At 53.5% G+C, this 25270-nt stretch carries 24 protein-coding genes, 2 tRNA genes and 1 pseudogene; 20 read left to right on the top strand and 7 right to left on the bottom strand.

What is annotated here, in order from left to right:
* The first annotated feature begins 138 nt into the window (after positions 1-138).
* Positions 139-1332: an amino acid aminotransferase gene (locus RHM61_RS18975; RefSeq protein WP_322248869.1), complete on the top strand. Its 1194-nt coding sequence runs from the start codon at positions 139-141 to the stop codon at positions 1330-1332.
* Positions 1333-1415: 83 nt separating this feature from the next.
* Here RHM61_RS18975 and RHM61_RS18970 read toward each other — a convergent pair whose 3' ends face one another.
* Positions 1416-1913 (bottom strand): hypothetical protein, encoded by a 498-nt coding sequence (locus tag RHM61_RS18970; protein ID WP_322248868.1) that lies wholly within the window; start codon positions 1911-1913, stop codon positions 1416-1418.
* A gap of 165 nt (positions 1914-2078) precedes the next feature.
* On the opposite strand from RHM61_RS18970, the gene RHM61_RS18965 reads away from it, so the two are divergent.
* The 4 genes from RHM61_RS18965 to nadC all read left to right on the top strand — a co-directional run bounded on the left by RHM61_RS18965 (position 2079) and on the right by nadC (position 8255).
* On the top strand, positions 2079-4004 hold the full coding sequence (locus tag RHM61_RS18965; RefSeq protein WP_322248867.1) for a CocE/NonD family hydrolase: 1926 nt from the start codon (positions 2079-2081) through the stop codon (positions 4002-4004).
* Positions 4005-4059: 55 nt separating this feature from the next.
* A complete protein-coding gene (locus RHM61_RS18960; protein ID WP_322248866.1) occupies positions 4060-6105 on the top strand; it encodes a M13 family metallopeptidase in 2046 nt (681 codons plus the stop codon).
* A 135-nt stretch (positions 6106-6240) separates the two neighbouring features.
* The gene (nadA, locus tag RHM61_RS18955) at positions 6241-7374 is read left to right on the top strand and encodes a quinolinate synthase NadA (protein WP_322248865.1); all 1134 of its coding nucleotides are present in this window, start codon (positions 6241-6243) and stop codon (positions 7372-7374) included.
* 14 nt (positions 7375-7388) lie between these two features.
* The gene (gene nadC / locus RHM61_RS18950) at positions 7389-8255 is read left to right on the top strand and encodes a carboxylating nicotinate-nucleotide diphosphorylase (protein WP_322248864.1); all 867 of its coding nucleotides are present in this window, start codon (positions 7389-7391) and stop codon (positions 8253-8255) included.
* Positions 8256-8301: 46 nt separating this feature from the next.
* Here nadC and nadB read toward each other — a convergent pair whose 3' ends face one another.
* Together nadB and purT are read right to left on the bottom strand one after the other, a co-directional pair.
* On the bottom strand, positions 8302-9909 hold the full coding sequence (nadB, locus tag RHM61_RS18945; RefSeq protein ID WP_322248863.1) for an L-aspartate oxidase: 1608 nt from the start codon (positions 9907-9909) through the stop codon (positions 8302-8304).
* A gap of 113 nt (positions 9910-10022) precedes the next feature.
* Positions 10023-11243: a formate-dependent phosphoribosylglycinamide formyltransferase gene (gene purT, locus RHM61_RS18940; protein WP_322248862.1), complete on the bottom strand. Its 1221-nt coding sequence runs from the start codon at positions 11241-11243 to the stop codon at positions 10023-10025.
* Between the two features lie 250 nt (positions 11244-11493).
* Here purT and RHM61_RS18935 point away from each other — a divergent pair, with 250 nt between their 5' ends.
* From RHM61_RS18935 to RHM61_RS18925, 3 genes are all read left to right on the top strand, one after another.
* On the top strand, positions 11494-11766 hold the full coding sequence (locus RHM61_RS18935; protein WP_322248861.1) for an HU family DNA-binding protein: 273 nt from the start codon (positions 11494-11496) through the stop codon (positions 11764-11766).
* A gap of 50 nt (positions 11767-11816) precedes the next feature.
* Positions 11817-11892, top strand: a tRNA-Val gene (locus RHM61_RS18930).
* A 32-nt stretch (positions 11893-11924) separates the two neighbouring features.
* Positions 11925-12001 (top strand) — tRNA-Asp (locus RHM61_RS18925).
* Positions 12002-12447: 446 nt separating this feature from the next.
* On the opposite strand, the gene RHM61_RS18920 is transcribed toward RHM61_RS18925, so the two are convergent.
* On the bottom strand, positions 12448-12732 hold the full coding sequence (locus RHM61_RS18920) for a hypothetical protein (protein ID WP_416200197.1): 285 nt from the start codon (positions 12730-12732) through the stop codon (positions 12448-12450).
* Positions 12733-12865: 133 nt separating this feature from the next.
* Between RHM61_RS18920 and RHM61_RS18915 the strand changes: the two genes are divergently transcribed.
* Positions 12866-13012 carry an AAA family ATPase gene (locus tag RHM61_RS18915; protein WP_322248860.1) on the top strand — a complete coding sequence of 49 codons (147 nt, stop codon included), beginning with the start codon at positions 12866-12868 and terminating at the stop codon, positions 13010-13012.
* A 90-nt stretch (positions 13013-13102) separates the two neighbouring features.
* On the opposite strand, the pseudogene RHM61_RS18910 reads toward RHM61_RS18915, so the two are convergent.
* Positions 13103-13744: pseudogene (locus RHM61_RS18910) on the bottom strand (IS3 family transposase); the annotation flags it as partial.
* A gap of 159 nt (positions 13745-13903) precedes the next feature.
* Here RHM61_RS18910 and RHM61_RS18905 point away from each other — a divergent pair.
* Positions 13904-14191 carry a type II toxin-antitoxin system Phd/YefM family antitoxin gene (locus RHM61_RS18905; protein ID WP_322248859.1) on the top strand — a complete coding sequence of 96 codons (288 nt, stop codon included), beginning with the start codon at positions 13904-13906 and terminating at the stop codon, positions 14189-14191.
* Positions 14188-14331, top strand: a complete 144-nt coding sequence (locus RHM61_RS18900) for a PIN domain-containing protein (RefSeq protein ID WP_322248858.1) — start codon at positions 14188-14190, stop codon at positions 14329-14331. The genes RHM61_RS18905 and RHM61_RS18900 overlap by 4 nt, the downstream gene beginning before the upstream one ends.
* 146 nt (positions 14332-14477) lie before the next feature.
* Here RHM61_RS18900 and RHM61_RS18895 read toward each other — a convergent pair whose 3' ends face one another.
* On the bottom strand, positions 14478-15887 hold the full coding sequence (locus tag RHM61_RS18895) for an MFS transporter (protein WP_416200196.1): 1410 nt from the start codon (positions 15885-15887) through the stop codon (positions 14478-14480).
* A gap of 367 nt (positions 15888-16254) precedes the next feature.
* Between RHM61_RS18895 and RHM61_RS18890 the strand changes: the two genes are divergently transcribed.
* The 9 genes from RHM61_RS18890 to RHM61_RS18850 all read left to right on the top strand — a co-directional run bounded on the left by RHM61_RS18890 (position 16255) and on the right by RHM61_RS18850 (position 24875).
* On the top strand, positions 16255-18171 hold the full coding sequence (locus RHM61_RS18890) for a SurA N-terminal domain-containing protein (RefSeq protein WP_322248857.1): 1917 nt from the start codon (positions 16255-16257) through the stop codon (positions 18169-18171).
* A 287-nt stretch (positions 18172-18458) separates the two neighbouring features.
* Entirely contained in the window at positions 18459-19892 is a 1434-nt protein-coding gene (gene ccoN, locus RHM61_RS18885) for a cytochrome-c oxidase, cbb3-type subunit I (RefSeq protein WP_322248856.1), read from the top strand.
* Between the two features lie 27 nt (positions 19893-19919).
* Positions 19920-20537, top strand: a complete 618-nt coding sequence (gene ccoO / locus RHM61_RS18880) for a cytochrome-c oxidase, cbb3-type subunit II (RefSeq protein WP_322248855.1) — start codon at positions 19920-19922, stop codon at positions 20535-20537.
* 45 nt (positions 20538-20582) lie between these two features.
* Complete coding sequence (locus tag RHM61_RS18875) at positions 20583-20729, top strand: cbb3-type cytochrome c oxidase subunit 3 (protein WP_322248854.1); 147 nt, start codon at positions 20583-20585, stop codon at positions 20727-20729.
* 2 nt (positions 20730-20731) lie between these two features.
* Positions 20732-21724, top strand: a complete 993-nt coding sequence (gene ccoP, locus RHM61_RS18870) for a cytochrome-c oxidase, cbb3-type subunit III (protein WP_322248853.1) — start codon at positions 20732-20734, stop codon at positions 21722-21724.
* 41 nt (positions 21725-21765) lie between these two features.
* On the top strand, positions 21766-23178 hold the full coding sequence (gene ccoG, locus RHM61_RS18865; RefSeq protein WP_322248852.1) for a cytochrome c oxidase accessory protein CcoG: 1413 nt from the start codon (positions 21766-21768) through the stop codon (positions 23176-23178).
* Between the two features lie 69 nt (positions 23179-23247).
* Complete coding sequence (locus tag RHM61_RS18860; protein ID WP_322248851.1) at positions 23248-23787, top strand: FixH family protein; 540 nt, start codon at positions 23248-23250, stop codon at positions 23785-23787.
* A 90-nt stretch (positions 23788-23877) separates the two neighbouring features.
* Entirely contained in the window at positions 23878-24129 is a 252-nt protein-coding gene (locus tag RHM61_RS18855) for a hypothetical protein (RefSeq protein ID WP_322248850.1), read from the top strand.
* Positions 24129-24875 carry a sulfite exporter TauE/SafE family protein gene (locus RHM61_RS18850; protein WP_322248849.1) on the top strand — a complete coding sequence of 249 codons (747 nt, stop codon included), beginning with the start codon at positions 24129-24131 and terminating at the stop codon, positions 24873-24875. The genes RHM61_RS18855 and RHM61_RS18850 overlap by 1 nt, the downstream gene beginning before the upstream one ends.
* A 15-nt stretch (positions 24876-24890) precedes the next feature.
* Here RHM61_RS18850 and RHM61_RS18845 read toward each other — a convergent pair whose 3' ends face one another.
* Positions 24891-25238, bottom strand: a complete 348-nt coding sequence (locus tag RHM61_RS18845; protein WP_322248848.1) for a flagellar basal body rod C-terminal domain-containing protein — start codon at positions 25236-25238, stop codon at positions 24891-24893.
* Positions 25239-25270 lie beyond the last annotated feature (32 nt).

Raw genomic sequence — 25270 nt, 5'->3', positions numbered from 1 at the left:
AATTTTATCCTGCCTCTGTATCCTAAAGACGCAAGCGGATGTGTCACAATAGCGAGCAAAGGCTGCCGGCGCTGGTTTTTTTTGTAAACACTTCGCCCCAGCACATTGTTTTTTTAAGCAACCATCCGGAGTGTACTCATGTTTGAGCATGTCGAAGCCTATGCGGGCGACCCTATTTTGTCCTTGAACGAAGCGTTTGGTAAAGATACGCGGCCGAACAAGATCAATTTGTCGATCGGTATTTATTTTGATGATGCCGGCAAAATTCCCATGTTGCCTTCGGTTCGTGCAGCTGAACACCAAGTCGTGGCCGCAGCCGGTGCGCGTCCTTATTTGCCGATGGAAGGTGCGGCCAATTTCCGCAGCGCCGTCCAGCAGTTGTTGTTCGGTGTCGCTCATCCGGCCGCTTTGGCCGGCCGCATCGTGACGATACAAACAGTTGGCTCCAGCGGCGGCTTGAAAGTCGGCGGCGATTTCATCAAACGTTATTTCCCTGACAGTACGCTGTTGCTGAGCGATCCAAGCTGGGATAATCATCGCGCCGTCTTCGAAGGTTGTGGCTTGGCCGTTAAAACCTATCCTTACTACGATGCGGCCACTGGCGGTGTGCGTTTCGATGCCATGCTGGCAGCCCTGCGCCAAGCTGACAAGCACAGCATCGTGCTGTTGCACGCTTGCTGCCATAATCCTACCGGTGTCGATTTGAGTAAAGAACAATGGCAGCAATTGCTGCCGGTGTTGCGAGAGCGCGAATTGTTGCCTTTCTTGGATTTGGCCTATCAAGGTTATGGCGATGGGATTGAAGAAGATGCGTATGCAATACGTTTGTTAGCCGATGCCGGCTTGAGCTTTTTCGTCGCCAATTCCTTTTCCAAAAGCATGAGCTTGTATGGCGAGCGTTGCGGTGCCTTGAGCGTAGTTTGCCCCGATGCGGCCCAAGCCGTGAATGTGCTTGGACAATTGAAATCTACCATTCGTCGCAATTATTCAAATCCGCCGCTGCATGGCGGCCAGTTGGTGGCGCGGGTGTTGAGTGATCCGGCCTTGCGCGCGATGTGGGAAGCCGAAGTCGTGGCCATGCGCGATCGTATTCAAGCGATGCGCCGTCAATTGCATGATGTCTTGTCGGCGAAAGTGCCGGGGCGTGATTTCAGTTATTTCCTCACGCAACGCGGGATGTTCAGTTATACCGGTTTGAGTGCTGAGCAGTGTGATCGTCTCAAAGAAGAATTCGCTGTGTATTTGGTGCGTTCCGGCCGGATTTGCGTGGCCGGCCTTAATAGCGGCAATGTAGAAGCTGCTGCACAGGCGATCGCTGCCGTTCTGAACTGATTTTTGAGCTGCAAAGAAAAGCGACGCTGTACAGCCTCGCTTTTTCTGTTTAATATATTAAGAACTCGCAGAGAGTGCGTGGTTTACTTATGAATTCTGCGCCAGCCGCTTGGGCAGTTACTGATGGCCGGATAAAAACCATCGGGATCATTACAGTACAACCAATCGTCGCCAGACTGAGGCGCATCGTAGTAACGGACTTCATCGCTGCGGTAGCTGACCGGCGGCGGTGCCGAGACATAGCTGGTCGAATTGTAAATCACCGTCGGTTGACTGTTTTGTACCGTCGGATAGTAGGATGTGTCGCGGTAGTAATATGGGCTGCTGACGTAGGTGGCGCCGTAATACGGCTGATAGCTGCGGTAGTAGCTGCCGGAATAAGCTCCGTAGTAGCCACCATAGTAGGGGCCGCGATTAGCAAGTAGGCCCAGACCTAAGCCGACGCCCAGACCGACGCCCAGACCGGCACCACCGCGGTAACCGCCGCGGTAACCGCCGTGCCAGTGCGATGAGTGCGCCTGTGCGGTGGCGGTCGTGAGCAGATTCCACGATAGAATAAAGAGTAGGGTGAGGATTTTCATGATGACAATGTCCCAGCGGTAAAGTAATCAGTCTACGTCAAAAAAAGGAAAAAGGCAGGCAGTCGGGCCGTTCCATACACTCTGTTACCAAGTGGTGCAAGCTGCTTGTTAGAGTCGGTAGTGGGAATTGAGTTCCCGATTTGTTTTAGCGGATGAAAGAATTGCATGAAAATTACTAGTTCATTGGTGGCGGCAGTGCTGGCTTGCAGCACGCTGCTCGGTATCAGTGCTCAGGCTGAAGTCAGTACCAGCGAACGGTATACCAAATACGACTACGATATCCCTATGCGCGACGGCGTGCGCCTGCATACCGTTGTCTATGTGCCGAAAGACAGTTCGCTCAGTTATCCTTTTTTGATCACGCGTACGCCGTATGGTGTCGGGGTACGGGTGGGTGATGAAACGCATCAGGGCGTGGATTTTTATCCGAAAACACTGGGGCCAGGTAAAGAATTCGATGCCAGCGGTTATATTTTCGTTAATCAAGATGTGCGCGGGCGCTTTTTATCGCAAGGCAGTTGGCAAGAAATGACGCCACATCTTCAAGCAACACGCGCCCCTGGCGAGGGGGTCGAGAGTGAAGATATGTACGACAGCGTCGAATGGCTGCTCAAACACGTGCCTGGCAATAATGGCAAAGTCGGTATCTGGGGGATTTCCTATCCGGGTTTCTATACCTCGGCCAGCATCATCAATTCGCATCCCGCCATCAAGGCGGCTTCGCCACAGGCACCGGTCACCGATCTGTTTATGGGCGATGATTCCTATCATGGCGGCGCGTTTATGTTGGCGGCTAATTTTGATTTTTATTCCAGTTTCACCATCGAGAAAAACCCGACCAGCTTGCCGAAAACCTGGACTCCGTATGATTACGGCAGTAACGATGGCTACCAATTCTTCCTTGAACACTTGAGCCTCGCGCGCATTACCGCGCAACTGAGTGAGAAACAACGCACGCTGCTGATGCCGACCATAGAACACAGCAGTTACGATGACTTTTGGAAGGCGCGCAATATCGCGCCGCATCTGAAGCAAATCAAAGCGGCCGTTCTGACGGTAGGTGGTTGGTATGATGCCGAAGACTTACACGGCCCGTTTGCCACCTATCACAGCATCGCTGCCAACAACCAAGGCTATTTCAATGGCATCGTCATCGGCCCTTGGGCGCATGGTGGCTGGCACAGTGCCGATGGTAAAACGCTGGGACATGTCGACTTTCAATCGAAAACCGGCGAATACTATCGCAAAAATATCTTGTTGCCGTTTTTTGAACAGTACCTGAAAGGTGTGAGCAATCAGACGGCGGCGGTGGCGACAGTGTTTGAAACCGGTACTAATGTCTGGCGGCGTTATGCCAGTTGGCCGCCGCAGCAAGTGCAAATGCGCCGCTTATACCTCGGTGCTGGCGGCAGCTTAAGTTGGCAAACGCCGACCGACGCGGCGCCGGCATTTGATGAATATGTCAGTGATCCGCACAAACCGGTACCATTCATTTCCTACGTGGCCACCGGCGTGCCGCGCGAATACATGGTATCAGATCAGCGCTTCGCCTCCACGCGGCCGGATGTGTTGACGTATCAAACTGCGCTGTTGAACGAGGATGTGACGGTGGCTGGCCCAGTCAGTCCGCAACTTTTCGTCAGTACCAGCGGCAGCGATGCCGATTGGGTAGTGAAATTGATTGATGTCTATCCACCCGATTATCCGCAAGCCGAGCCGGCGCATGAGGCCGGCGCTGACGTGGCCCGACCGGCGCTCAGTATGGGCGGTTATCAGCAATTGGTACGCGGTGAACCATTGCGTGGAAAATTCAGAAACAGCTTCGAGCAGGCCGAACCCTTCGTGCCGAACCAAGTTACCGCGCTCAATTACAGCATGCCCGATATTAACCATACTTTCCGGCGCGGCCATCGCATCATGCTGCAGGTGCAAAGCTCTTGGTTTCCGCTGGTTGACCTCAATCCGCAAAGCTTCATGTCGATTCCACAGGCGCAGCCGGCCGATTTTCAGCGCGCCACGCAGCGTGTCTATCATGCGCCCGGTCAGTTTTCCGGTATTGTGTTACCGATCTTGTCTGAACACATCAAGTAATTGTTGTTCCCTTATCGGTCATGCCGATTCATTGTTATAGCCAAAGAGACAAACCATGGTTTCATTAAAATTTTTTAAGCGCACGGCAATGGCCGTATTGGTCGCCTGCGCCTGCGTGCCCGCCGCAGCCCAAACGATGCCGTCGAATCAGTTCGTGCTCGAAGCACAGACCATGGATTTAACTGCTGATCCGTGTCGACAATTTTTTGAGTATGCCAATGGTAACTGGCTTAAAAATAATCCGATTCCGGCCGATCGTTCACGTTACAGTGCCTATGATGAAGTGGCCGAACGCAATTTGACGGCATTGAAACGCATCGCTGAAGCGGCCGGTGATGGCTCTGTCGGCAGCCCGAGCCAGCGTCTGGTCGGCGCATTTTATGTCAGCGGCATGAATGAGGCGCGCATTGAACAACTCGGCTTCACGCCTTTGGCGGCGCAGTTTGCTGAAATAGCCGCGCTATCGAATCAGCGTGAATTGATGGCGATGCTGGCGCGTTTGCATAAGCAGGGCGTGTACGCGCTGTTTGGTTTCGATGTCGGACAGGATGCGAAAAATGCCACGCGGACGATTCCTGAGCTCACGCAAGGTGGCCTTGGCTTGCCGGATCGTGATTATTATCTCAATACGGATGCCAAGACGCAGCGGATACGTGCGCAGTATCTGGCCTATATCACGCACATGTTCATGCTCGTCGGTGAATCTGAGACCGAGGCACAGCAAGCGGCGGCCCAGGTAGTCAAGCTCGAAACGCAGTTGGCCAAAGCTTCACTCTCCAAGGTGGCACTGCGCGATCCGCAAGCCAGTTACCATTTGTCGGATATGGCAGGTTTGCAGAAGTTGCATAAAAACACGCCTTGGCAAGTGTATTTCAATGACATAGGCTTGCCGCAGCCAGGGCAAATCAATCTGGCACATCCGCAGTTTTTGCGTGTCGCTGCCGGTCTGGTCGAGCGTTTGTCGCTGCCGGAATGGAAAACTTATTTGCGCTGGGAATTGCTCAATGCCCGTGCCGTCGACCTCAGTCATGATTTTGTCGATGCGCATTTTGATTTCTATGGCAAAACCTTGGCCGGCACCGAGCAACTGCAACCACGCTGGAAACGCGTGTTAGGCAATATCGATGCGCAAGCCGGTGAAGCACTCGGCCAATTGTATGTGGCGGAATTCTTCCCGCCCGATGCCAAAGCCGGCGTGCTGGAGATGGTGAATAACATCAAGGCCGCGATGCGTGCCAGTATAGGCAAGTTGGCATGGATGTCGGAACCGACCAAACAGCAAGCCTATAAGAAGCTCGATACCGTGATGGTTAAGATCGGGTATCCCGATGTGTGGCGCGATTACAGCAGCCTGCAGATCACGCCGGATTCGTATGTCGACAATGTCACGCAGGCGGCGATGTTTGAGTTTCAACGTGGCTTAGCCAAGCTGGGCAAACCGATCGACCGCAACGAATGGGGCATGACGCCACAGACTGTCAATGCCTATTACAACCCGAGCATGAATGAAATCGTCTTCCCAGCCGGCATACTGCAACCGCCGTTGTATCACCCCAAAGCCGATGCTGCCGCTAATTATGGTAATACCGGCGCCACCATAGGACATGAATTGACCCATGCCTTCGATGACGAAGGACGTCAGTTTGATGCCGAGGGTAATCTCAAAAGTTGGTGGAGCAAACGTGACGAACAGCAGTTTCTGCTGCGGGTGAAGGCGATAGAGCAGCAATTCGATGAATTCAATCCGATTGATACCTTGCACGTGAACGGCAAGCTGACGGCCGGTGAGAATATTGCCGATTTAGGTGGGATGAAAATCGCCTTGCAAGCCTTGCGCACGGCTTTAGAAGTGCAGCCGCAGGCGGCACTGATCGATGGTTTAACGCCGGAACAACGGTTTTTCGTGGCCAATGGCCAGAGTTTCCGCAGTTCGATTCGCGCTGAAATGCTGCGTTTGAGATTATTAACCGATCCGCATGCCCCAGATAAATACCGTGTGATTGCCCCATTGGCGAATCTGCCGGAGTTTTCCGCAGCGTTCAGTTGTCAAGGCGAGCGCTCGCCGCTGCGGCATGGCAGCAAGCTGGTGCAGATCTGGTAAAACGCCTGCGCCACGCTACGGTATACTGTGTGCGTAATTGACTGTTCGCCGCTGCCTGTAGTCTGTCAGGTAGCGGTGCCGATTTTGATTCTGTCGACCCGAGCTCGGTGGTCGGCAGCGCACTGATGATTTATCATGGAAACCACTAAAGTCATAGAATTTGAACGTCCACAAATGGAAGCTGGCAGCAGTTGCACCGCCAATGCATGGGCGCGCATCCCCGAAACGCCCGATGCGGCGGAAAAATTACTGCTCAAGCAAAGAGTGCGTGAGTTGCTGGTTGAGAAACAGGCGGTCTTGGTGGCGCATTATTACGTCGATGCGGATTTGCAGGACTTGGCCGAGGAAACCGGCGGCTGTGTTTCCGATTCACTGGAAATGGCACGCTTCGGTCGCGACCACCGGGCGCAAACGCTGGTGGTAGCGGGGGTGCGCTTCATGGGTGAAACAGCGAAAATACTGAGCCCGGAAAAAACCATCCTGATGCCCGATCTCGATGCCACCTGTTCGCTCGATCTCGGCTGCCCGGCCGATGAATTCGCCGCCTTTTGTGATGCCCATCCGGATCGCACCGTGGTCGTCTATGCCAATACCAGTGCCGCTGTGAAGGCGCGTGCCGATTGGATGGTCACTTCGAGCATAGGGCTCGATATCGTCGCAGCCTTGCATGCCGAGGGCAAGAAGATACTGTGGGCGCCGGATAAGCATTTGGGCAGCTATATCCAAAAGCAAACCGGTGCCGACATGTTGCTGTGGCAAGGATCTTGTTTGGTGCATGATGAATTCAAGGCTACTGAACTGGCCTTGCTCAAGGCGGAACATCCGCATGCCTTGGTACTGGTGCACCCGGAATCACCGGCAGCGGTGGTGGCGCTGGCCGATGTGGTCGGCTCGACTTCACAGTTGATTGCAGCGGCACAGAATTTAGCAGCGACTGAATTCATCGTTGCTACCGATAATGGCATCTTACATAAAATGCAGATGGCAGCCCCCGGCAAGCGCTTTTTGGTGGCACCTACCGCCGGTAACAGCGCCACCTGTAAGAGTTGCGCTCACTGCCCGTGGATGGCCATGAACGGTTTGCGGAATCTGGTGGCGGTGCTGGAAAATGCTGCCAATGAAATCCACGTGCCGGCCGAAATCGCGCTACCAGCCAAGCAGTGTATTGATCGTATGCTCGATTTTGCTGCGGCCAGAAAAACCGTGGTTCGACCATCGGGAGATTTGGCCCAAGATGGACAATTATTTTCCGGCATTGGTCCGGCGTGAAGGAAGGAATGCGCATGAGTAGTAATTTAATCAATCGTCTGGGGCCATTTGAGGCTGATTTGCAAGCGGCATTCGAGCGCAATGTGCGCGATGCCTTGAGTGAAGATATCGGTGCTGGTGATTTGACCGGTTTGTTGGTGCCGGCATACGAACAGGTGACGGCCCATGTGGTGGTGCGCGAAGCGGCGGTGCTGTGCGGTGCGCCATGGTTTGATGCGGTCATGGCGGCCTGCGCAGAATCGGTGCAGATCGATTGGCAGTATGCCGAGGGCGCTCTGATGCAGGCCGATAGCGTGGTGTGCAAGATCACGGCACCAGCCCGCGCTTTGCTCACGGCTGAACGCGCGGCATTGAATTTTTTACAGATGTTGTCGGCCGTAGCGAGCGCCACCAGCCACTATGTGGGCTTGGTGGCCGGTACCAAGGCGGCCATACTCGATACGCGTAAAACTATGCCGGGTTTGCGCTTGGCGCAAAAATACGCGGTGTTGGCAGGTGGCGGACAAAACCAGCGACTGGCATTGTATGACGGTATTTTGATCAAGGAAAACCATATTGCCGCAGCCGGTGGGGTGGCCGCAGCGATGGCGCATGCACTGGCCTTGCGGGCTGGGGTCAGCATTCAAATTGAAGTGGAAAATTTAGCTGAGCTGGCGCTGGCACTGGAAGCTGGGGCGACCTCGGTACTGCTGGATAATTTTGATCTGGCCCAGATGCGCGAGGCGGTTGCCTTTACGGCTGGCCGTGCGGTGCTCGAGGCGTCCGGCGGGGTAGATCAAAGTTCGGTGCGCGCGATTGCAGAAACCGGAGTCGATAGAATTTCCATCGGCAGCCTGACGAAAGACGTGCGGGCGATTGATTATTCTTTGCGGATTATTTGATCGCTTACTGCTTAAAACGCAGCGACCAGCGGTCGCTGCGGCGCGCTTATTTTTTGCGTTTCGGTGTCAATACCGTTGGCAAGGCCTTCGGTAAGGTATCGGGGTAGTCGCGACTGAAATGCAGGCCGCGGCTTTCCCGGCGCGATAGCGCGCTGTTGACGATCAGCGAAGCCACTTCCACCAAGTTGCGCAATTCGAGCAAGTGATTCGAGATGCGGAAATTAGCATAGTACTCGTCGATTTCTTCTTTGAGCAGGCGGATTCTGTGTTTGGCGCGTTCGAGTCGTTTGGTAGTGCGTACGATGCCGACGTAATTCCACATGAAACGACGCAGCTCATCCCAATTGTGCGCGATCACGACTTCTTCGTCAGCGTCCGATACCCGACTTTCATCCCAATCCGGCAGGGCTAATGGACTCGCACGCTCCTGGCTCTCGATGTGCAGGGCCGTGGCGTGACCGACCACCAAACATTCGAGCAGCGAATTGCTGGCCAAGCGATTGGCGCCATGCAGCCCCGTGCAAGCAGTCTCGCCGACCGCATACAGACCAGGTAAATCGGTACGGCCATCGGTATCGGTAACAATGCCGCCGCAAGTGAAATGCACCGCTGGCACCACCGGTATACCTTGTTTGGTGATGTCGATGCCGAGTTCAAGGCAGCGCGCGTAAATGGTGGGGAAGTGTTCTTTGAGAAATTCCGGCGGTTGATGACTGATATCGAGTTCGACATAATCAAGGCCGCGTTTTTTCATTTCAAAATCGATGGCGCGTGCGACCACATCGCGCGGGGCTAATTCGGCGCGCTCGTCGTGCGCCAGCATGAAACGCGTGCCGGCAGCAGCCCCGGCTTCGGCCGGCAGTTTGAGTACCCCACCTTCACCGCGCACGGCTTCGGTAATTAAAAAAGATTTGGCAAACGGATGGTACAGGCAGGTCGGGTGGAATTGCATGAATTCCATATTGCTGACCCGGCAACCGGCACGCCAAGCCATGGCAATCCCATCACCGGTGGCGGTATCGGGATTGGTCGTGTACAGATACACTTTACCGGCACCGCCGGTGGCCATCACAGTGTGTTGCGCCGCGAAGGTATCGACCTTGCCAGTGCGGACGTCTTGCACATACAGGCCGACGCAGCGAGGTGTAGTCAAGGGTGCGCCGAGTTTGGCTGAGGTGATGACGTCGATGGCGTAATGGTGTTCGAACAGGCTGATATTGGGGTGATTGCGCACCTTCTGCTCGAGCGTCACTTGCACCGCATGGCCGGTGGCATCAGCCGCATGAATGATGCGGCGCTGGCTGTGGCCGCCTTCGCGCGTCAAATGAAAGCCGAGCTCGGCTTCGTCGTCGCGCGTGAATGGTACGCCTTGCTCAATAAGCCAGTCGATGGCAGCGCGACCATGTTCGATGATGTAGCGCGTCGCACCTTCATCGCACAAGCCGCCGCCGGCAATCAGGGTGTCGGCAATATGTTGTTCGTGACTGTCATGCGAATCGAGTACTGCGGCAATCCCGCCTTGGGCCCAACTGCTGGCGCCATCGAGTAATTCGCGCTTGGAAATGATCGCCACTTTGCGGGTCTTGGCGAGATGCAAGGCGACCGACAGGCCGGCCAGTCCGCTGCCGACGATGGCAACATCGAAATTCTTCATTATGTCTACTTTATATGGTTGCAGTCGCAGCTGTTCTGGCGCGGCCGGAACGCGGACGTCCCGGCCGCGCTAACCCGTATATTACAGGATTGCGGCGCGGTCGCGCGGTACGCTCAGTTTGCCTTGCCCGGAATTACAGGTTTCACCTTGGCAGCGGCTGCTTTGGCCAAGGTGCGCGCGGTATCGGTATCGGCTGCTTTCGCCAGTGCTACGCCCATGCGCCGGCGTGCGAACGATTCCGGCTTGCCGAATAAACGGATATCGGTGCCCGGCACTTGCAGAGCCTTAGCAACGCCCTCGAAGGCGATGCCGACCGCATCATGTTGGCCATAAATGACGGCCGAAGCGGCCGGCGACAACAAGCTGATATCGACCGGCAAGCCGAGTATCGCCTTGGCATGCAATTCAAATTCACTTTGAGCCTGGCTGGCCATCGTCACCATGCCGGTATCGTGTGGGCGCGGGCTGACTTCGGAGAACCACACCATGTCATTTTTAACGAACAGCTCAACACCGAACAAACCCAGGCCGCCGAGGTCATCGGTAATTTTTTTGGCGATTTCACGTGCCAGTTTCAAAGCAGCCGGATGCATGGCTTGCGGCTGCCAGGATTCGACATAGTCGCCGTTAACTTGCACATGCCCGATCGGTTCGCAGAAATGCGTCTCTATCTGACCGGCGGCACCGATGGCGCGTACCGTCAAGAGGGTGATTTCATAATCGAAATCGATGAAGCCTTCGACAATCACGCGACCGGAATTGACGCGACCGCCGGCGGCGGCATAGTCCCAAGCAGAATCAACATCCGCCGCGCTGTCGAGACGCGACTGGCCTTTTCCTGACGACGACATGACCGGTTTGACGATGCATGGAAAACCAATTTCAAGACTGGCGGCGCGTAATTCTTCCTGACTATCGGCGAAGCGGTATGGCGAGGTGGCCAGCCCTAATGTTTCTGCTGCGAGTCGGCGTATGCCTTCGCGGTTCATGGTCAGCCAAGCCGCGCGCGCGGTCGGGATGACGCGCACTTTACCGGCGGCTTCCAATTCCATCAACATCGGTGTGGCGATAGCCTCGATTTCCGGCACCACTAAATCAGGGCGTTCTTGTTCGATCAGAGCGGCCAATGCGGCACCATCAGTCATATCGATGACATAGGCGCGATGCGCCACTTGATGACCGGGGGCGTTGGCGTAGCGATCAACGGCAATGACTTCAATGCCCAGTCGCTGAAGCGAAATAATAACTTCTTTGCCGAGCTCACCCGAGCCGAGTAACATGACTTTTGTGGCGGATGGTGACAGCGGTGTGCCGATGAGGTGTGTGGAGTTCATGGATTGGTAATGGTTTTAGGGTTTGGTGTGCAGGCAGCCGGTGTGGTCATTGCTGCAAAGTTCAAATTATACTGAGGAAATCAGAATTAAAACGGATGTTTGTATGGAAAGCTTGCAAACCGCTTGACACCAAAGTGGGCCGCTTGTTTAATATCGTGGGCAGCAATTTTTGCCGAGTGCGAGCGATGAACGACCAATACAATAACCGACGATATCGCAGCGAATTCAAATTTTTACGAGGGGGCTTGAAGTGAATAAAACTGAGTTGATCGATCATATAGCGAAAACAGCGGATATTTCCAAAGCGGCTACAGCGCGCGCCCTGGACGCATTGATCGATGCAGTAAAAACGACTTTAAAGAAGAACGGCACCGTCACCTTGGTCGGTTTCGGCACGTTTTCCGTTGGTAAGCGTGCAGCCAGAACCGGCCGCAATCCACGTACCGGCGAGGCAATAAAAATCAAGGCAGCCAAGGTTCCTAAATTTAAACCTGGCAAAGCGTTGAAAGATGCTGTAAACTAATGCTCTTTCGTGGCGCTGTGACGGCGTCGTGATGTTTGATGGTAAGGTGCGGGCGCTTAGCTCAGTTGGTAGAGCGGAGCCCTTACAAGGCTTAGGTCGGGAGTTCGAGCCTCTCAGCGCCCACCAGTTCATCAAATAGAAATAGAAAAGAAATACCAGGAGTGGTAGTTCAGTTGGTTAGAATACCGGCCTGTCACGCCGGGGGTCGCGGGTTCGAGCCCCGTCCGCTCCGCCAAAACAATAAAAGCCATTTGCGCAAGCAAACGGCTTTTTTCATTTCAGCGGAAGCAAGCCAAGAGTTTGGCTTGCGTCGGGGTGGGGTGAGGCTGAGCTTGGGCCGGGCTTACCAGCCCGGCAGCGGCCCGCAGGATGTGGGAGGGCCCCGTCCGCTCCGCCAAAACAATAAAAGCCGTTTGCGCAAGCAAACGGCTTTTTTCATGTGCGCCCAGCATGGGCGCACTCCTGGAGGTGCAAGTCCTCCCGCAAGCTGACCACAGCGAGCGAAGTGAAGTACAACTGCGGAAGGGTGACCAACCGTGGGAAGGAAGTACGAATCATAAATCATGAGCCGAGGAACACGAATCGCATAGAAGGCGCTGCTTATCAGGGTGAGCGGGCGGTATCTGTCAAGATAGTTGGTAAGATTTGAGGTCAAGCCGCTGCCATTTCCTTATTCATTTTTTAGACTTCTTCACGATCAGGATTGAGACTGACCTGATCAACCCAAGTCCAGTTTCGCGTATCACCTCGCCAGCGTTCCGGTTGCTTTGCACGGGCGATTTCATAGACTGCTTTGCGTTGTGCTAAAATCATTCGGCCACGTTCCTGATGGCGTTCTGCTGGCGTCACGAACGGAATGCCACTATGCCGATGCTCGTGGCTGTACCATTGTTCTGGTTGCCATCTGGCACCGGCCGCATCGTTAACAACTCGGCCACGGATGCCGTACGCTGGCGTTGCGCTCACCCTAACGCCAGCGACAGCCTCGATTTCGGTCCTATTTTATGGGCGAGGCGCATGATTATCCGCAGGAAATTTTGTTGCGCAACGAGGCCAAACCTGCTGGCCTATTTCATTTGCGGATTACATAGGAGACCCCATGCGAACGTTACGCCAGGTCAAGATAGAGGGTTTCAAATCGATCGCCAGCGCGGAGTTGGAGCTGGGTGATTTGAACGTGATCATCGGCGCCAACGGTTCGGGAAAATCGAATTTCATCGGCGTGTTCCGCCTCTTGGAACGGTAAAGTGGCCCCCTAAGTCCAGACAATTATCCAAAGAGTTTAAGATAGTGCCTGTTTCTGCCACAGCTGCACGGCGCGGCCCCGTTATTCGCACTACATCACTACCGTGCTTTTCTTTTCCTGTATTTTTGAATCAGGCAGTTCAGCACCAAATTTATTCACGAGCTTGGCACCGCCGCCCACGCCTGCGCCATACACGGTTTCCGGCGTTTGATAACCCAATGATTGATGTTTACGTTCAGCGTTGTAGAACATAAAATAGTTCGCCAAGCCGATCACCAATTCCGGCATACTTTCATGCTTTTTCAAATACACTTCTTCCTATTTCACGCTGCGCCATAGGCGCTCAACAAAAATATTATCCAGTGCCCGACCGCGACCGTCCATGCTGATTTTAATGCCGCTTCTAAGCAGCAGCCCAGTAAAGGCGTGGCTGGTAAACTGTGCACCCTGATCGGTATTAAAAATCTCCGGCGTTCGATACCATTTTATGGCTTCTTCCAAGCAGTCCACGCAAAACCCCGTATCCATCGTGTTCGACAACCGCCAGGACAGCAGCTTCCGGCTGTACCAGTCAACCATCGCCACCAGATACACAAAACCCCGCGGCAGCCTGATGAAGGTGATGTCTGTACTCCAGACCATATTTGGTCGAGTGACGTCGATACGTCTCAGTAAGTACGGGTAAATCTTGTTCTGCGGATGCGCTTTACTGGTGTTGGGGTCTGGGGCCACATGTCTGAAAGTTGTCGTGTGTTCCGCGTTTTGTCGATACAACTGAGTACTGGTCGCACTACGTCTTGCAATCGCTGATTAATTGGAGAGAGACTTGCATCAGTCTGCTGGATTGCGTAAAGTGTGTACACATAGATTCGCAACTGAAAGGGCAATCACATGGAGACAATGAAGGTGGGTATACGCGAGTTCCGCACCGACTTGGCCGAGTACATTGCATCAAGCACGCCAGTGGCGGTGACACGGCATGGGCAAACAGTTGGCTACTTTATTCCCATACATGGACAAGCGGAAGCCGATATTGTTGCCTTGAAAAAAGCCAGCAAGACCTTGGACGAGCTGCTTGAGGCACAGGGGGTGGATGTCGAGTCTGTAGTGGCAGATTTCAAAGTCGCACGCAAGAGGGCAAGTGCGCCTGCGAAAAAGTTGAAACCCAAAGCAGCATGAGTGGCAAGGCCATCGTTCTCGATGCGAACATTCTGATTCGTGCTGTGCTGGGGAAGCGGGTGCGTGAACTGATTTTCGACAATGCTGCGACGGTCAAGTTCTTTGCGCCTGATGATCGGCGTGCCAACCTGGACATCTGATCGTATTGCTTTGTATTTTGTGTGAACCGCCACTAGGTATCGGCCTACGCGGGAGCGACGATGCGGAGGCGTGGGCAGCTGAGGTAACATCAAACCAAACGCGTTCATCGGCGCCAGCGATTGTTAAAAAAACCGACTTAGCCTGACTATTCCGGCGTCGCAGCAACAAATAAGCGTGAAAAACTGGCAATGCTGGCACAGCCGGCGAACAGTGCGCCCAGCACCAAGGCATGGCTGGTGCCGGCGTTGCCAGACAGACTAAGGCAGAGCGCGACCAAGGCGGCACCGCTGGCTTGCCCGAGCAGGCGCGCGGTGGCGACGATGCCGCTGGCGCTGCCGGCACGTTTGGCGGGGGCGGAATTCATGATCGCTTTCAGGTTAGGGGCTTGGAAAAAACCGAAACCGACTCCGCAGACCGCCATGCGCCAGACGATGTCAGCTACGCCGGCTGTAGTTGGCATAAATACCAGTGCACTCATACCTGCGGCCAAAATCGCCAAGCCTATGCCGCCGAGCAGACCGGCCGGATAGCGGTCACTGAGGCGTCCGGCTAGCGGTGCCATGATGGCCACCATGATGGCCCACGGGGTGATGAGAAAACCGGTTTCCACGGGTGAGCGGCCGAGTACGATTTCAAAATAAAACGGTAGCGTCACGAAGGCCAGGCTTTGGGTGGCGAAAGTAAAGATCGCTGTCACCACCGAGAGTAGAAACAAGGGGCGGCGTAATAAATCGAGCGGCAGCATCGGGGCATGATGATTGCGCTGGCGATGAATCAGTAAGCCGAAGAAGGCCATCGTCGCGATCAATTCGGTCAGCAGGGTGGTGCGCGCAGCGAGATGGGCGGCGTCACCGAATAATAAAATCAGCAGGCTGAAGGCGACGATATTGTAAAACACCGTCAGTTTATCGATCTGATGCTTGGCCCCTGCGCTCAGCGGCAGGAAGCGGCGCCCCAGCAGCAGTGCGATCACACCCGGTATGATATTAATAGCGAACAGCCAGGGCCATGCGGCGCTGACTAAAATCAAGGAAGCCAGGGTTGGCCCGGTCGCGAAGGCTACTGCGACCACCATGGAGTTGAGGCCGAAGCCACGTCCCTGTAGCTGGGCAGGGAAAATCGAACGTAGCAGTGCCGTATTGACACCCATGATGGCGCTGCCACCTAAACCCTGAAATAGCCGGGCGATCACCAGTGAGGGCAGCGACCAAGCGCAGGCGCAGGCCAATGATGCCAGTGTAAACAGTGCGATGCCGGCCAATGCAACGCGCCGGTAACCGATGATTTCGCCAAGCGCGGCAAACGGCAGCAAGGTTGCGACCATGGCGAGTTGATAGACATTGATAATCCAGACCGAGGCCGCCGCTGAGGTATGCAATTGTGCGGCGATCGCTGGCAGGGCGGTATTGGCGATGGCCGTGTCGAGTGAGGCCATGGCGACGCCGAGCGAGAGTGCCAGCATGGCGAGCAAACGTTCGCGCGCCGGCAAGCCATCTGTGTAGATCGCTGGTGGGGTGACTTTTGCGGAAAGAGGCATGAGGCGTGAACTGGCCATGTTGGTGAGAATAGGTGGGTGATTGTAATGGTTTGTCATTAATGTTGCTGGCATGAGCATGAACGTCTGTCCTGCTTGTGTTTTTAATCATGAAAAATCAGCAAAAAAGCCTGTTTTCACTGCTTCTTTTTGCTGCCACTGCCACAAGCAGGCAGAAAAGACTGATAAAATCCTGATTCGGTCAGCGGCGACACGGAATGATGAAAATTGTTCTCTTGTGTTAACAATGCTGTTAATTCCTTGGATAGACCGGCGTATCAGTCGCTAACGACCGGTTCCGCTGCGCTGGAAATGCGAAAGGCGAACGCGAGTTCGCCTTTTTTTGTTATTCCAGAATTGTCATTTTTAGTCATACGATTGGTTGAACATGTTTGAATATATTCGTACCCATCAGCGCTTGATGCAGTTTTTGCTGTTGCTGATTATTTTCCCGTCGTTTGCTTTTTTCGGTATAGAAAGTTATACCCGATCGCAAGCGGCTGCCGGTGCCACGGTCGCGACAGTCGCCGGCCAAGTGGTGGCGCAGCAGGAACTCGATGGTGCCATGCGTGAGCAACTCGATAAATTCCGTCAGATGTATGGTGCGCAATTTGATTCGAAATTGCTCAATACACCGGAAATGAAACTGGGCGTGCTCGATGAACTGGTCGGTCGCAAGGCCATTGCGGTCGAAACTGTGCAGAGTAAATTGTCGATCAGCGATGCCATGTTGCAGCAGGCGATTTTGGCGACGCCCGGCATGATCAAACCGGACGGCAGTTTTGATAAAGAACGCTATATCAGCTTACTCGCTGCCCAGGGCATGAATCCGGCCCTGTACGAACAGCGCTTACGTCAAGATATGGTGCTCGAGCAGTTGCTCGGGGCGGTGCAAAACACCAGTTTTGTACCGAAGACCATTTCCGACCGTTTGGCTTTGATCGGTGAGCAGGAACGTGAAGTCGCGGTGTTATCGTTCAAGGCTAGCGATTACCTCGGAGAGGTCAAGCTCAGTGATGAGATGATCAAGGCCTATTACGATAAAAATGCTGCGCAATTTGATATCCCTGAAATGATCAAAGCCCAGTACGTGGTGCTCAGTAATGAAGCCTTGGCCGAGCGCAGTGTGGTCAGCGATGCGGAAATTGAAGCGTTCTACCAAAGTAATCAAAAAGCTTACAGCGTCGATGAACAGCGTCGTGCCAGCCACATTCTGATCGCCGCCGGCAAAGATGCCAGCGCCGATGTCAAAGCCAAGGCGAAAGCCAAAGCCGATGCGCTGCTGCTGCAGTTGCGCAGTAATCCGTCGGCTTTCGCCAAATTGGCAAAAGAAAACTCGCAAGATTCCGGTTCGGCTGAACGTGGTGGTGACCTCGATTTCTTCGGTAAGGGCGCGATGCTCAAGCCATTTGAAGATGCCGTGTTCAAGCTCAGTAAAGGACAAATCAGCGACGTGGTACAGAGTGACTATGGTTTTCATATCATTGAAGTCACTGATATCAAGCCGGCATCGGTTAAACCGCTGGCTGATATCAAAACCCAGATCGCTGGTGATATTAAAAAACAAAAAGCGCTCAAGGCGTATGCTGACGCCGCTGAAAGCTTCGGTAATCTGACGTATGAACAGTCCGACAGTTTGAAGCCGGTCGCGGATAAACTCGGTTTGAAAATTGAAGTCGTCGATGGCATCACCCGCAGCGGCAACCCTGCTGTAACTAATCCGGTACTGGCCAATCCAAAGTTGATCAAAGCCTTGTTTGCCGATGATGTCGTGAAGAAGAAACACAACACTGAAGTGGTTGAAGTGGCACCGAATACCTTGGTCGCAGCGCGTATCGTCGACTATAAGTCAGCCAGTCGCCAACCCTTGGATCAAGTGCGCGCGGCGATCATTTCTCGCTTGACGCAGGAGCAAGCCTTGGTCTTGGCGGAGCAAGCCGGTAAAGCGCGCTTGGCGGCCTTGCTGGTGGCGGATGCAAGCAGTGGCTTTGCTGAAGCGAAGCTGGTTTCGCGCGCCAAGCCGCTCGATATACCGGCGGCGGCGCTCAAGCAAATCATGCAAGCCGATACGCGTAAGCTGCCGGCGTTTGCCACATTGGAAGCGGGCGAGGCCTACAGCATCTATCGGATTTCCAAAGTCAATGCCGGCACACCAGATCTGGAAAAACGCAAGGCGGAAGCGAAGCAACTTGCTAATCTGATCGCACAGCAAGAACTGAGTTCGTATATCGAGGGTTTGAAAACCAAAGCCAAGGTCACGATCAATAAGGCGGCACTGAGCACGAGCGCGCCAGTCATTGAGTAACACCAGGTAGTTCCAAAAAAACGGCGTCTGCGGACGCCGTTTTTTTTCGTCTTGAATTGAGTTAGCCGTGATGATGACGGACTTGCTATGATGGTCCGATGATATTTTTTTATTAAGGCGGCCAGCCACCGTCAGTCTCACTCTGCGCCTGTGGGCACGCAGCTTTGCGCTATTTGCGGCAGGACTGTGCGAAGCATTCTCGGATTCCGAAAACATTTGATGTGTATCAATGTAACTAAACAGTGCCTTGTTATTCTGGCAGGGTATTTTTACAACAGAGTGAGATCATGACGATAACTAAAGAAAACACCTACAACTATCGAGTTGTACGCCAATTTTCTGTCATGGCTGTAGTTTGGGGAATAGTCGGCATGCTCGTAGGCGTGGTGATTGCGACTCAACTGGCCTGGCCGGAATTTTTAACAGGGATACCTTGGTTGAGCTACGGACGTTTGCGTCCCTTGCACACCAATGCAGTGATTTTCGCCTTCGGCGGATGTGCACTGATGGCGACGTCATACTATGTTGTGCAGCGCACTTCCAACGTCCGGTTGTTTTCGGACGGTTTGGCGGAATTCACGTTCTGGGGTTGGCAATTGGTGATCGTCGCGGCGGCCATCACGCTGCCGCTCGGGTACACGCAGGGTAAAGAGTATGCTGAACTCGAATGGCCTATCGACCTTTTGATCGCCGTGGTGTGGGTCGCGTATGCCATCGTGTTCTTCGGTACGCTGGTCAAGCGCAAAGTCGAGCATATTTATGTTGCCAACTGGTTTTACGGTGCATTCATCTTGGCCGTCGCGATTCTGCATATCGTCAACAGTGCGGCGATTCCGGTTTCGCTGACTAAATCCTACTCGGCTTACGCCGGTGTGCAGGATGCGATGGTGCAGTGGTGGTATGGACATAATGCGGTCGGTTTCTTTCTGACTGCCGGTTTCCTCGGCATGATGTACTACTTCATTCCTAAGCAAATCGATCGTCCGGTGTACTCGTACCGTCTGTCCATCGTCCATTTCTGGGCGCTGATTTTTACTTACATGTGGGCGGGGCCGCATCATTTGCATTACACCGCTTTGCCGGATTGGGCACAATCGATCGGTATGGTGTTTTCACTGATTTTGCTGGCGCCATCTTGGGGCGGCATGGTCAACGGTATCATGACTTTGTCGGGTGCTTGGAGCAAGTTGCGTTCTGATCCTATCTTGCGTTTCCTGATCGTTTCGCTGTCGTTCTACGGTATGTCGACCTTCGAAGGTCCGATGATGGCGATTAAAACCGTCAATTCACTCTCGCATTACACCGATTGGACTATTGGCCATGTGCACTCGGGTGCCTTGGGTTGGGTCGGTTTCATTTCCATCGGCAGTTTGTATTACCTCATTCCACGTCTGTTCGGTCAGACTGAAATGTACAGCAAGCGTTTGATTGAGGTGCATTTCTGGGTTGCCACCATCGGTGTGGTGCTGTACATCGCTTCGATGTGGATCGCCGGTGTGATGCAGGGCTTGATGTGGCGTGCGGTGAATGAAGACGGTACCTTGACGTATTCCTTCGTGGAATCAGTCAAAGCAACCTTCCCGTACTACGTGATTCGTCTGACCGGTGGCGCGATGTATTTGAGCGGCATGGTAGTCATGGCTTATAACGTGGCGAAAACTTTGATGGCTGCCAAGCCGGTCAATAATGCGATTCCCGCATTGCCGACCGCGCATGCATAAGTCAGAGAAATCAACAGGAGAAATGTAATGCGTAAATTTACTCACGATCTGATCGAGCGCAACGTCGGCCTGATGCTGATATTGGTTATCTTGACGATCAGTGTCGGTGGTTTGGTGGAAATCGTTCCGCTGTTTTTTCAGAAGTCGACCACGCAGCCGGTGCAGGGTATGAAGCCCTATACGCCGCTGCAACTGGCCGGTCGCGATATTTATCTGCGTGAAGGTTGCTACGGCTGCCACTCGCAGATGATCCGTCCATTCCGTGCGGAAACCGAACGTTATGGTCACTATTCGGTGGCTGGTGAATCGGTCTACGATCATCCGTTTCAGTGGGGTAGTAAGCGCACTGGTCCGGATCTGGCGCGCGTCGGTGGTCGTTACAGCGACAACTGGCACCGCGATCACTTGACTGATCCGCGCTCGGTGGTGGTCGAATCGAATATGCCGGCTTATCCGTGGTTGGCCAAGTCGCCCTTGGATCCATCCGATATCACGCCGAAACTGCAAGCGATGAAGACACTTGGTGTGCCATACACCGATGCCGACATCAAAGCTGGTCCGGCGGAATTGGAAAACAAGACTGAGCTTGATGCCTTGATCGCTTACTTGCAGGTTCTTGGTACGGCAATCAAAAACAAAAACTAAGAAGAGTGTCTCCTTGGGTTATCACTTTTTAAAAAAGGGAAAATTATGAGCTTTACAATCCTGAGCAGTGTGGTGACGGTGATCAGCCTGATTGTTTTTGTGGGCATCGTCTACTGGGCATTCAGTTCCGGTAACAAGGAGCGCTTCGAGAAACTGGCTCGCTTGCCAATTGAAAATGAGGATGGAAAATAGTCATGGCTGATTTTTTTAATGAATGGTGGGGAATAGGGATCGCCATTGTTGTGGCCATCAGTATTGCCGCCTGCGCACTGCTGTTGTGGTCGCAGTCTAAGGTGAGAGTCAAGATCGGTACTGACGGCAAGCCTTTGCCGGCGGAAACGACCGGACACGTTTGGGATGGCAACTTGATGGAGCAGAATAATCCGTTGCCATTGTGGTGGAAGTGGTTGTTTTATCTGACCATCGTGTTCGCCATCGGCTATCTGATTGTGTATCCAGGCTTTGGTGCCCGTCAAGGCAGCTTGGGTTGGAGTCAGGTTGGCGAATATGAAAAGGAAATGAAAGATGGCGAGGCGCAGTACGGTCCGGTTTTCAATAAATTTCTGGCAATGGATATCAAAGAGGTCGCTAAAGATCCGCAAGCCCATGAAATCGGCCAACGGCTGTTCTTGAACACGTGTTCGCAGTGTCACGGTTCGGATGCGCAAGGTGGTAAAGGCTATCCGAATTTGACCGATACCGACTGGCTCTATGGTGGCGATCCGGAAACGATCAAGACCACGCTCAATGAAGGTCGTCACGGTCAAATGCCACCGATGGGTGCCGTGGTCGGTACCGATGATGATGTACGCAATGTCGCCAATTATGTGCTGAGCTTGTCGAATTCGGCGCATGATCCGATTAAAGCGGCGATCGGTAAGCCGAAATTTGCGGCTTGCGCGGCTTGTCATGGTATCGACGGTAAGGGTAACCAAGTGCTCGGCGCACCGAACTTGAGCGACAAAATTTGGCTCTATGGCGGTGATATCAATACCATCATGGAAACCATCAATAAGGGTCGCAATAACCAGATGCCGGCACATAAAGACATTCTGACGCCAGCTAAGATCCATTTGTTGGCAGCCTATGTGTGGAGTTTGTCGAATAACGGTACGGCAGCCCAGGTCAGTGACACCGATGTCCCTGCGATCAAGCAAATTTCAGCTGCCACCACGCTTGATAAGTAAGTTTTTGCAGTACAAGTAATTATTTAATAAAGACGCAAAAAATGAAGCATATCCCCATCATCCCGGTGCCTCTTGACGAGGTTGACCTTGCCCTGTTTGAAGAGCGCAAGAAGATTTATCCGCGTTCGCAAAAAGGCTGGTTCGCCTCATGGCGCTGGGTGTTGGTGGTCATTACGCAGTTGATGTTTTACGGTACCGTGTGGTTGAACTGGAATGACCGGCAAGCCGTGCTGTTCGATCTGGTTACGCGTAAATTCTATATCTTTGGTATTGTCTTTTGGCCGCAAGATTTTATTTATCTGGCCGTGTTGTTGGTGATTTCAGCTTTATCCCTGTTTTTATTTACCGCTGTGGCTGGCCGCCTGTTCTGCGGTTACGCCTGTCCGCAAACCGTGTATACCCAAATTTTTCTTTGGGTAGAACAACGGGTTGAAGGTGACCGCAATGCTCGCATTAAACTCGATGCCGGGCCGCTGACGGCGCGTAAATTTTCTTTAAAATTCATCAAGCATTTTATTTGGTTGGCGATCGCCTTATGGACCGGCTTTAGCTTTGTCGGCTACTTCACACCGATTCGCCAATTGACGCTGGAAGTCGCCGGCCTTACTTTGGGGCCGTGGGAGACGTTCTGGCTTCTGTTTTATGGTTTTGCCACCTATGGCAATGCCGGTTGGATGCGCGAGCAAGTGTGTAAGTATATGTGTCCGTATGCGCGCTTTCAGAGCGCCATGTTTGATAAAGATACCCTCATCGTCACCTATGACAGTGAACGCGGCGAGCCGCGCGGTTCACGCAATAAAAAAGTCGACTTTAAAGCGGCCGGCCTCGGTGCTTGCGTCGATTGCGGCATCTGTGTTCAGGTTTGTCCGACTGGCATCGATATTCGCAACGGCCTGCAATATGAGTGTATTGCCTGCGGCTTATGTATCGATGGTTGTGATCAGGTGATGGATAAAATGGGTTATGAGCGCGGTTTGATCCGCTACACGACCGAACACGCGCTGGTTGGCAAGCTCGATAAGCAAGCGATGTGGCAGCGCGTATTCCGTCTGCGCACGCTGATTTATGCAGCCATACTCGGCCTCATCATTCTTGCCAGTGCGGTGTCGCTGTACTACCACGTGCCCTTGAAAGTCGACGTGATCCGAGATCGCGGTCAGCCACGTATCACCGAAGCCGGTGAGATTGAAAATGTCTATCGCTTGCAAGTGATGAATACTCAGGAGTCACCGCGTCGTTACAGTGTGCGGGTGCTCGGTGTGCCGGGTGCTGTGATTCTCAATAATGCCGATATCGACGTCAAGTCAGCCACGGCTCGCGCCATGCCGGTACGGGTACGGGTGCCGCCGAATGTGCTGCAAATCGGTTCGAACCGTATTCGCTTCGTGATTCAAGATCTCGATGCCGAGGATGTGAGTGTGACGGAAAAAGCAGTATTTATTGTTCCGCGATAGCGTTGCTGCTGGTTTTATTCAGACGAATTTGATTGTATGTTTGCCTCTCAAGGCTTTTTGGAGGAAAGTATGGAAGCTGTATTGATACCGAAGAAAATCGATAAATGGTACAAAGAACCGTGGTTGTTGCTGGTTGTTGGTGGGCCTGCGATAGTGGTTTGTGCCAGTATTTTTACCGGCGTGTTGGCGTATCTCGGTTCCGATAAAGTGGTGGCCGAAGATTATTATAAGCAAGGCTTGATGATTAATACCGATATTCGGCGCGATGCCAAAGCCAGAGAATTGCAGTTGGCGGCAAATTTGACGCTCGATATGAATGCCGGAAAAATTCGCCTGCAATTACGCGGTCAAGGCGTATTGCCGCAAACTTTACAACTGAGTTTGGCCAATGCCGCCGAAGATGGCAGTTCGGTTAATGAAGTCATACGTCGTTTGCCGATGAAGCTGATCAGCGACGGTCGTTATGAAGGCGATATCAAGCTGGCCTCGAATATTTCTTCGAGTGCTGTTAAATTATTCCATATTAAGTTGGAAACGAGCGACTGGCGCTTGACCGGTGATTGGTATGAGCCGACCCAAAAGCCGGCCGCATTGTCGGCCGCGCGCTGAGTGTGTTCGGCGCTTCTCTGAGGGGAAGCTGGAGCAGCGCCCAGCGTAGTATGGGATAGCAGATTTCACCTGGTACAAGGAGGTAAGAACATGGAACAGAACGCGCATCCTCAGCATATGTTGCGACCGATGTTGATGATAGTTTTGTGGCCGGCGTTTTTAATGGCGGCGGTAGCGACCGGCTTGTTTTTCAGTTTGGTCGATCCGATGGAGTTGATCATTTTTGATCGACGTTTGCAAATGCATATCAGCGGTGTCTACACGCTGGGATTCTTTATTTTCTGGATGCTCGGTATTTTATCCAGCGGCTTGACCGCCTTATTGGCGCAAAAGGCCACTTAGTGTTGACGCTTCCCTTGGTATTGGCGGCCATTACTGCCGGACTGGCTGGTGGCGTGCATTGCGTTGGCATGTGTGGCGGTATTTCGACTTTGCTGACACAGGCGGGGACGCGCCGTATCATACCGATAGGCTCGGCAGGGTCGCCGGTCGTATCAAGGCCGCGCACGGCGCTGCGGTTTCAAATTCTGCTGCAAGCCGGGCGGCTGACTACCTATATGCTGATCGGCGCGGTGCTCGGTGCGCTCGGCAGTGCCGGCATTTTGCTGCCGCCGCATTGGCCATTGCATCAAATTCTGTATGCCTTCGGTAACTTGGCCTTGATTTTTCTCGGTTTGCGCGTACTCGGTTGGCGTTGGCAAGTGACTGCCTTGAGTAAGTGGGGTGCCAACTTACAGGCGCGGCTGTTTGCCGCTTTACCGGCCTTGAAGCATGGCTTACGTTGGCCGTTTTTGATCGGTATGGGCTGGGGCTGTTTGCCGTGTGGCTTGCTGTATGCGGTGTTGCCGTTCGCCTTATTATCGGGCGCAGCCTGGTCGGGTGCCGTGCTGATGCTGTTGTTCGGCTTGTGCGCCTTGCCGCATCTCTTGCTCAGTCAGGGGATTTTTCATGCCATTAGCCGCGTCGGCGTGCCACCGGCTGCACGTTACGCTGGTGCGGTGCTGCTCATTGGGTTGGGAAGCGCAGGTTTTTTCTACGTCGATATGCAGAACATGCCGGGATTTTTATGTGTGGTACCGCTGACTTGAGTGCCGCTGAATCGTTCAGGCTTTGATGTCGAGCAGCGTGCCCAAAGTTTGATCGGCGCTTTTCACCACCTTGGCATTGATGGCGAAATTGGCTTGGTAGGTCAGCGAGTTGACGATCTCGTTGTTGAGATCGGTTGCACTGGCTTGGCTGCTCGCTGTACTGGTACTTGTCGTGGTGCTGGCATTGGCACCGGCTTGGCTGATATTGACTTGGACGCCGGCCCCAGCATTTTCTTTAAAACTGACTTGCTGCGGCGTAAAACCGTCGGTTTCGGCGTTGGCAATATTGTGGCCGGCGGCATCGAGCGCAGTTTGATTGGCACGCATACCCGATAGGCCGCTGCTTAGTGATGAAATAGACATGACATGCTCCGCTAAGAAGAAACTGCTTTGAG

This window comes from Undibacterium sp. CCC3.4 (genome assembly GCF_034347425.1).
In the GTDB taxonomy this organism is placed as follows: Bacteria; Pseudomonadota; Gammaproteobacteria; order Burkholderiales; family Burkholderiaceae_D; genus Undibacterium.
Note: the sequence above shows the minus strand (reverse complement) of the source record. Positions and strands in the feature narration are given on the sequence as shown.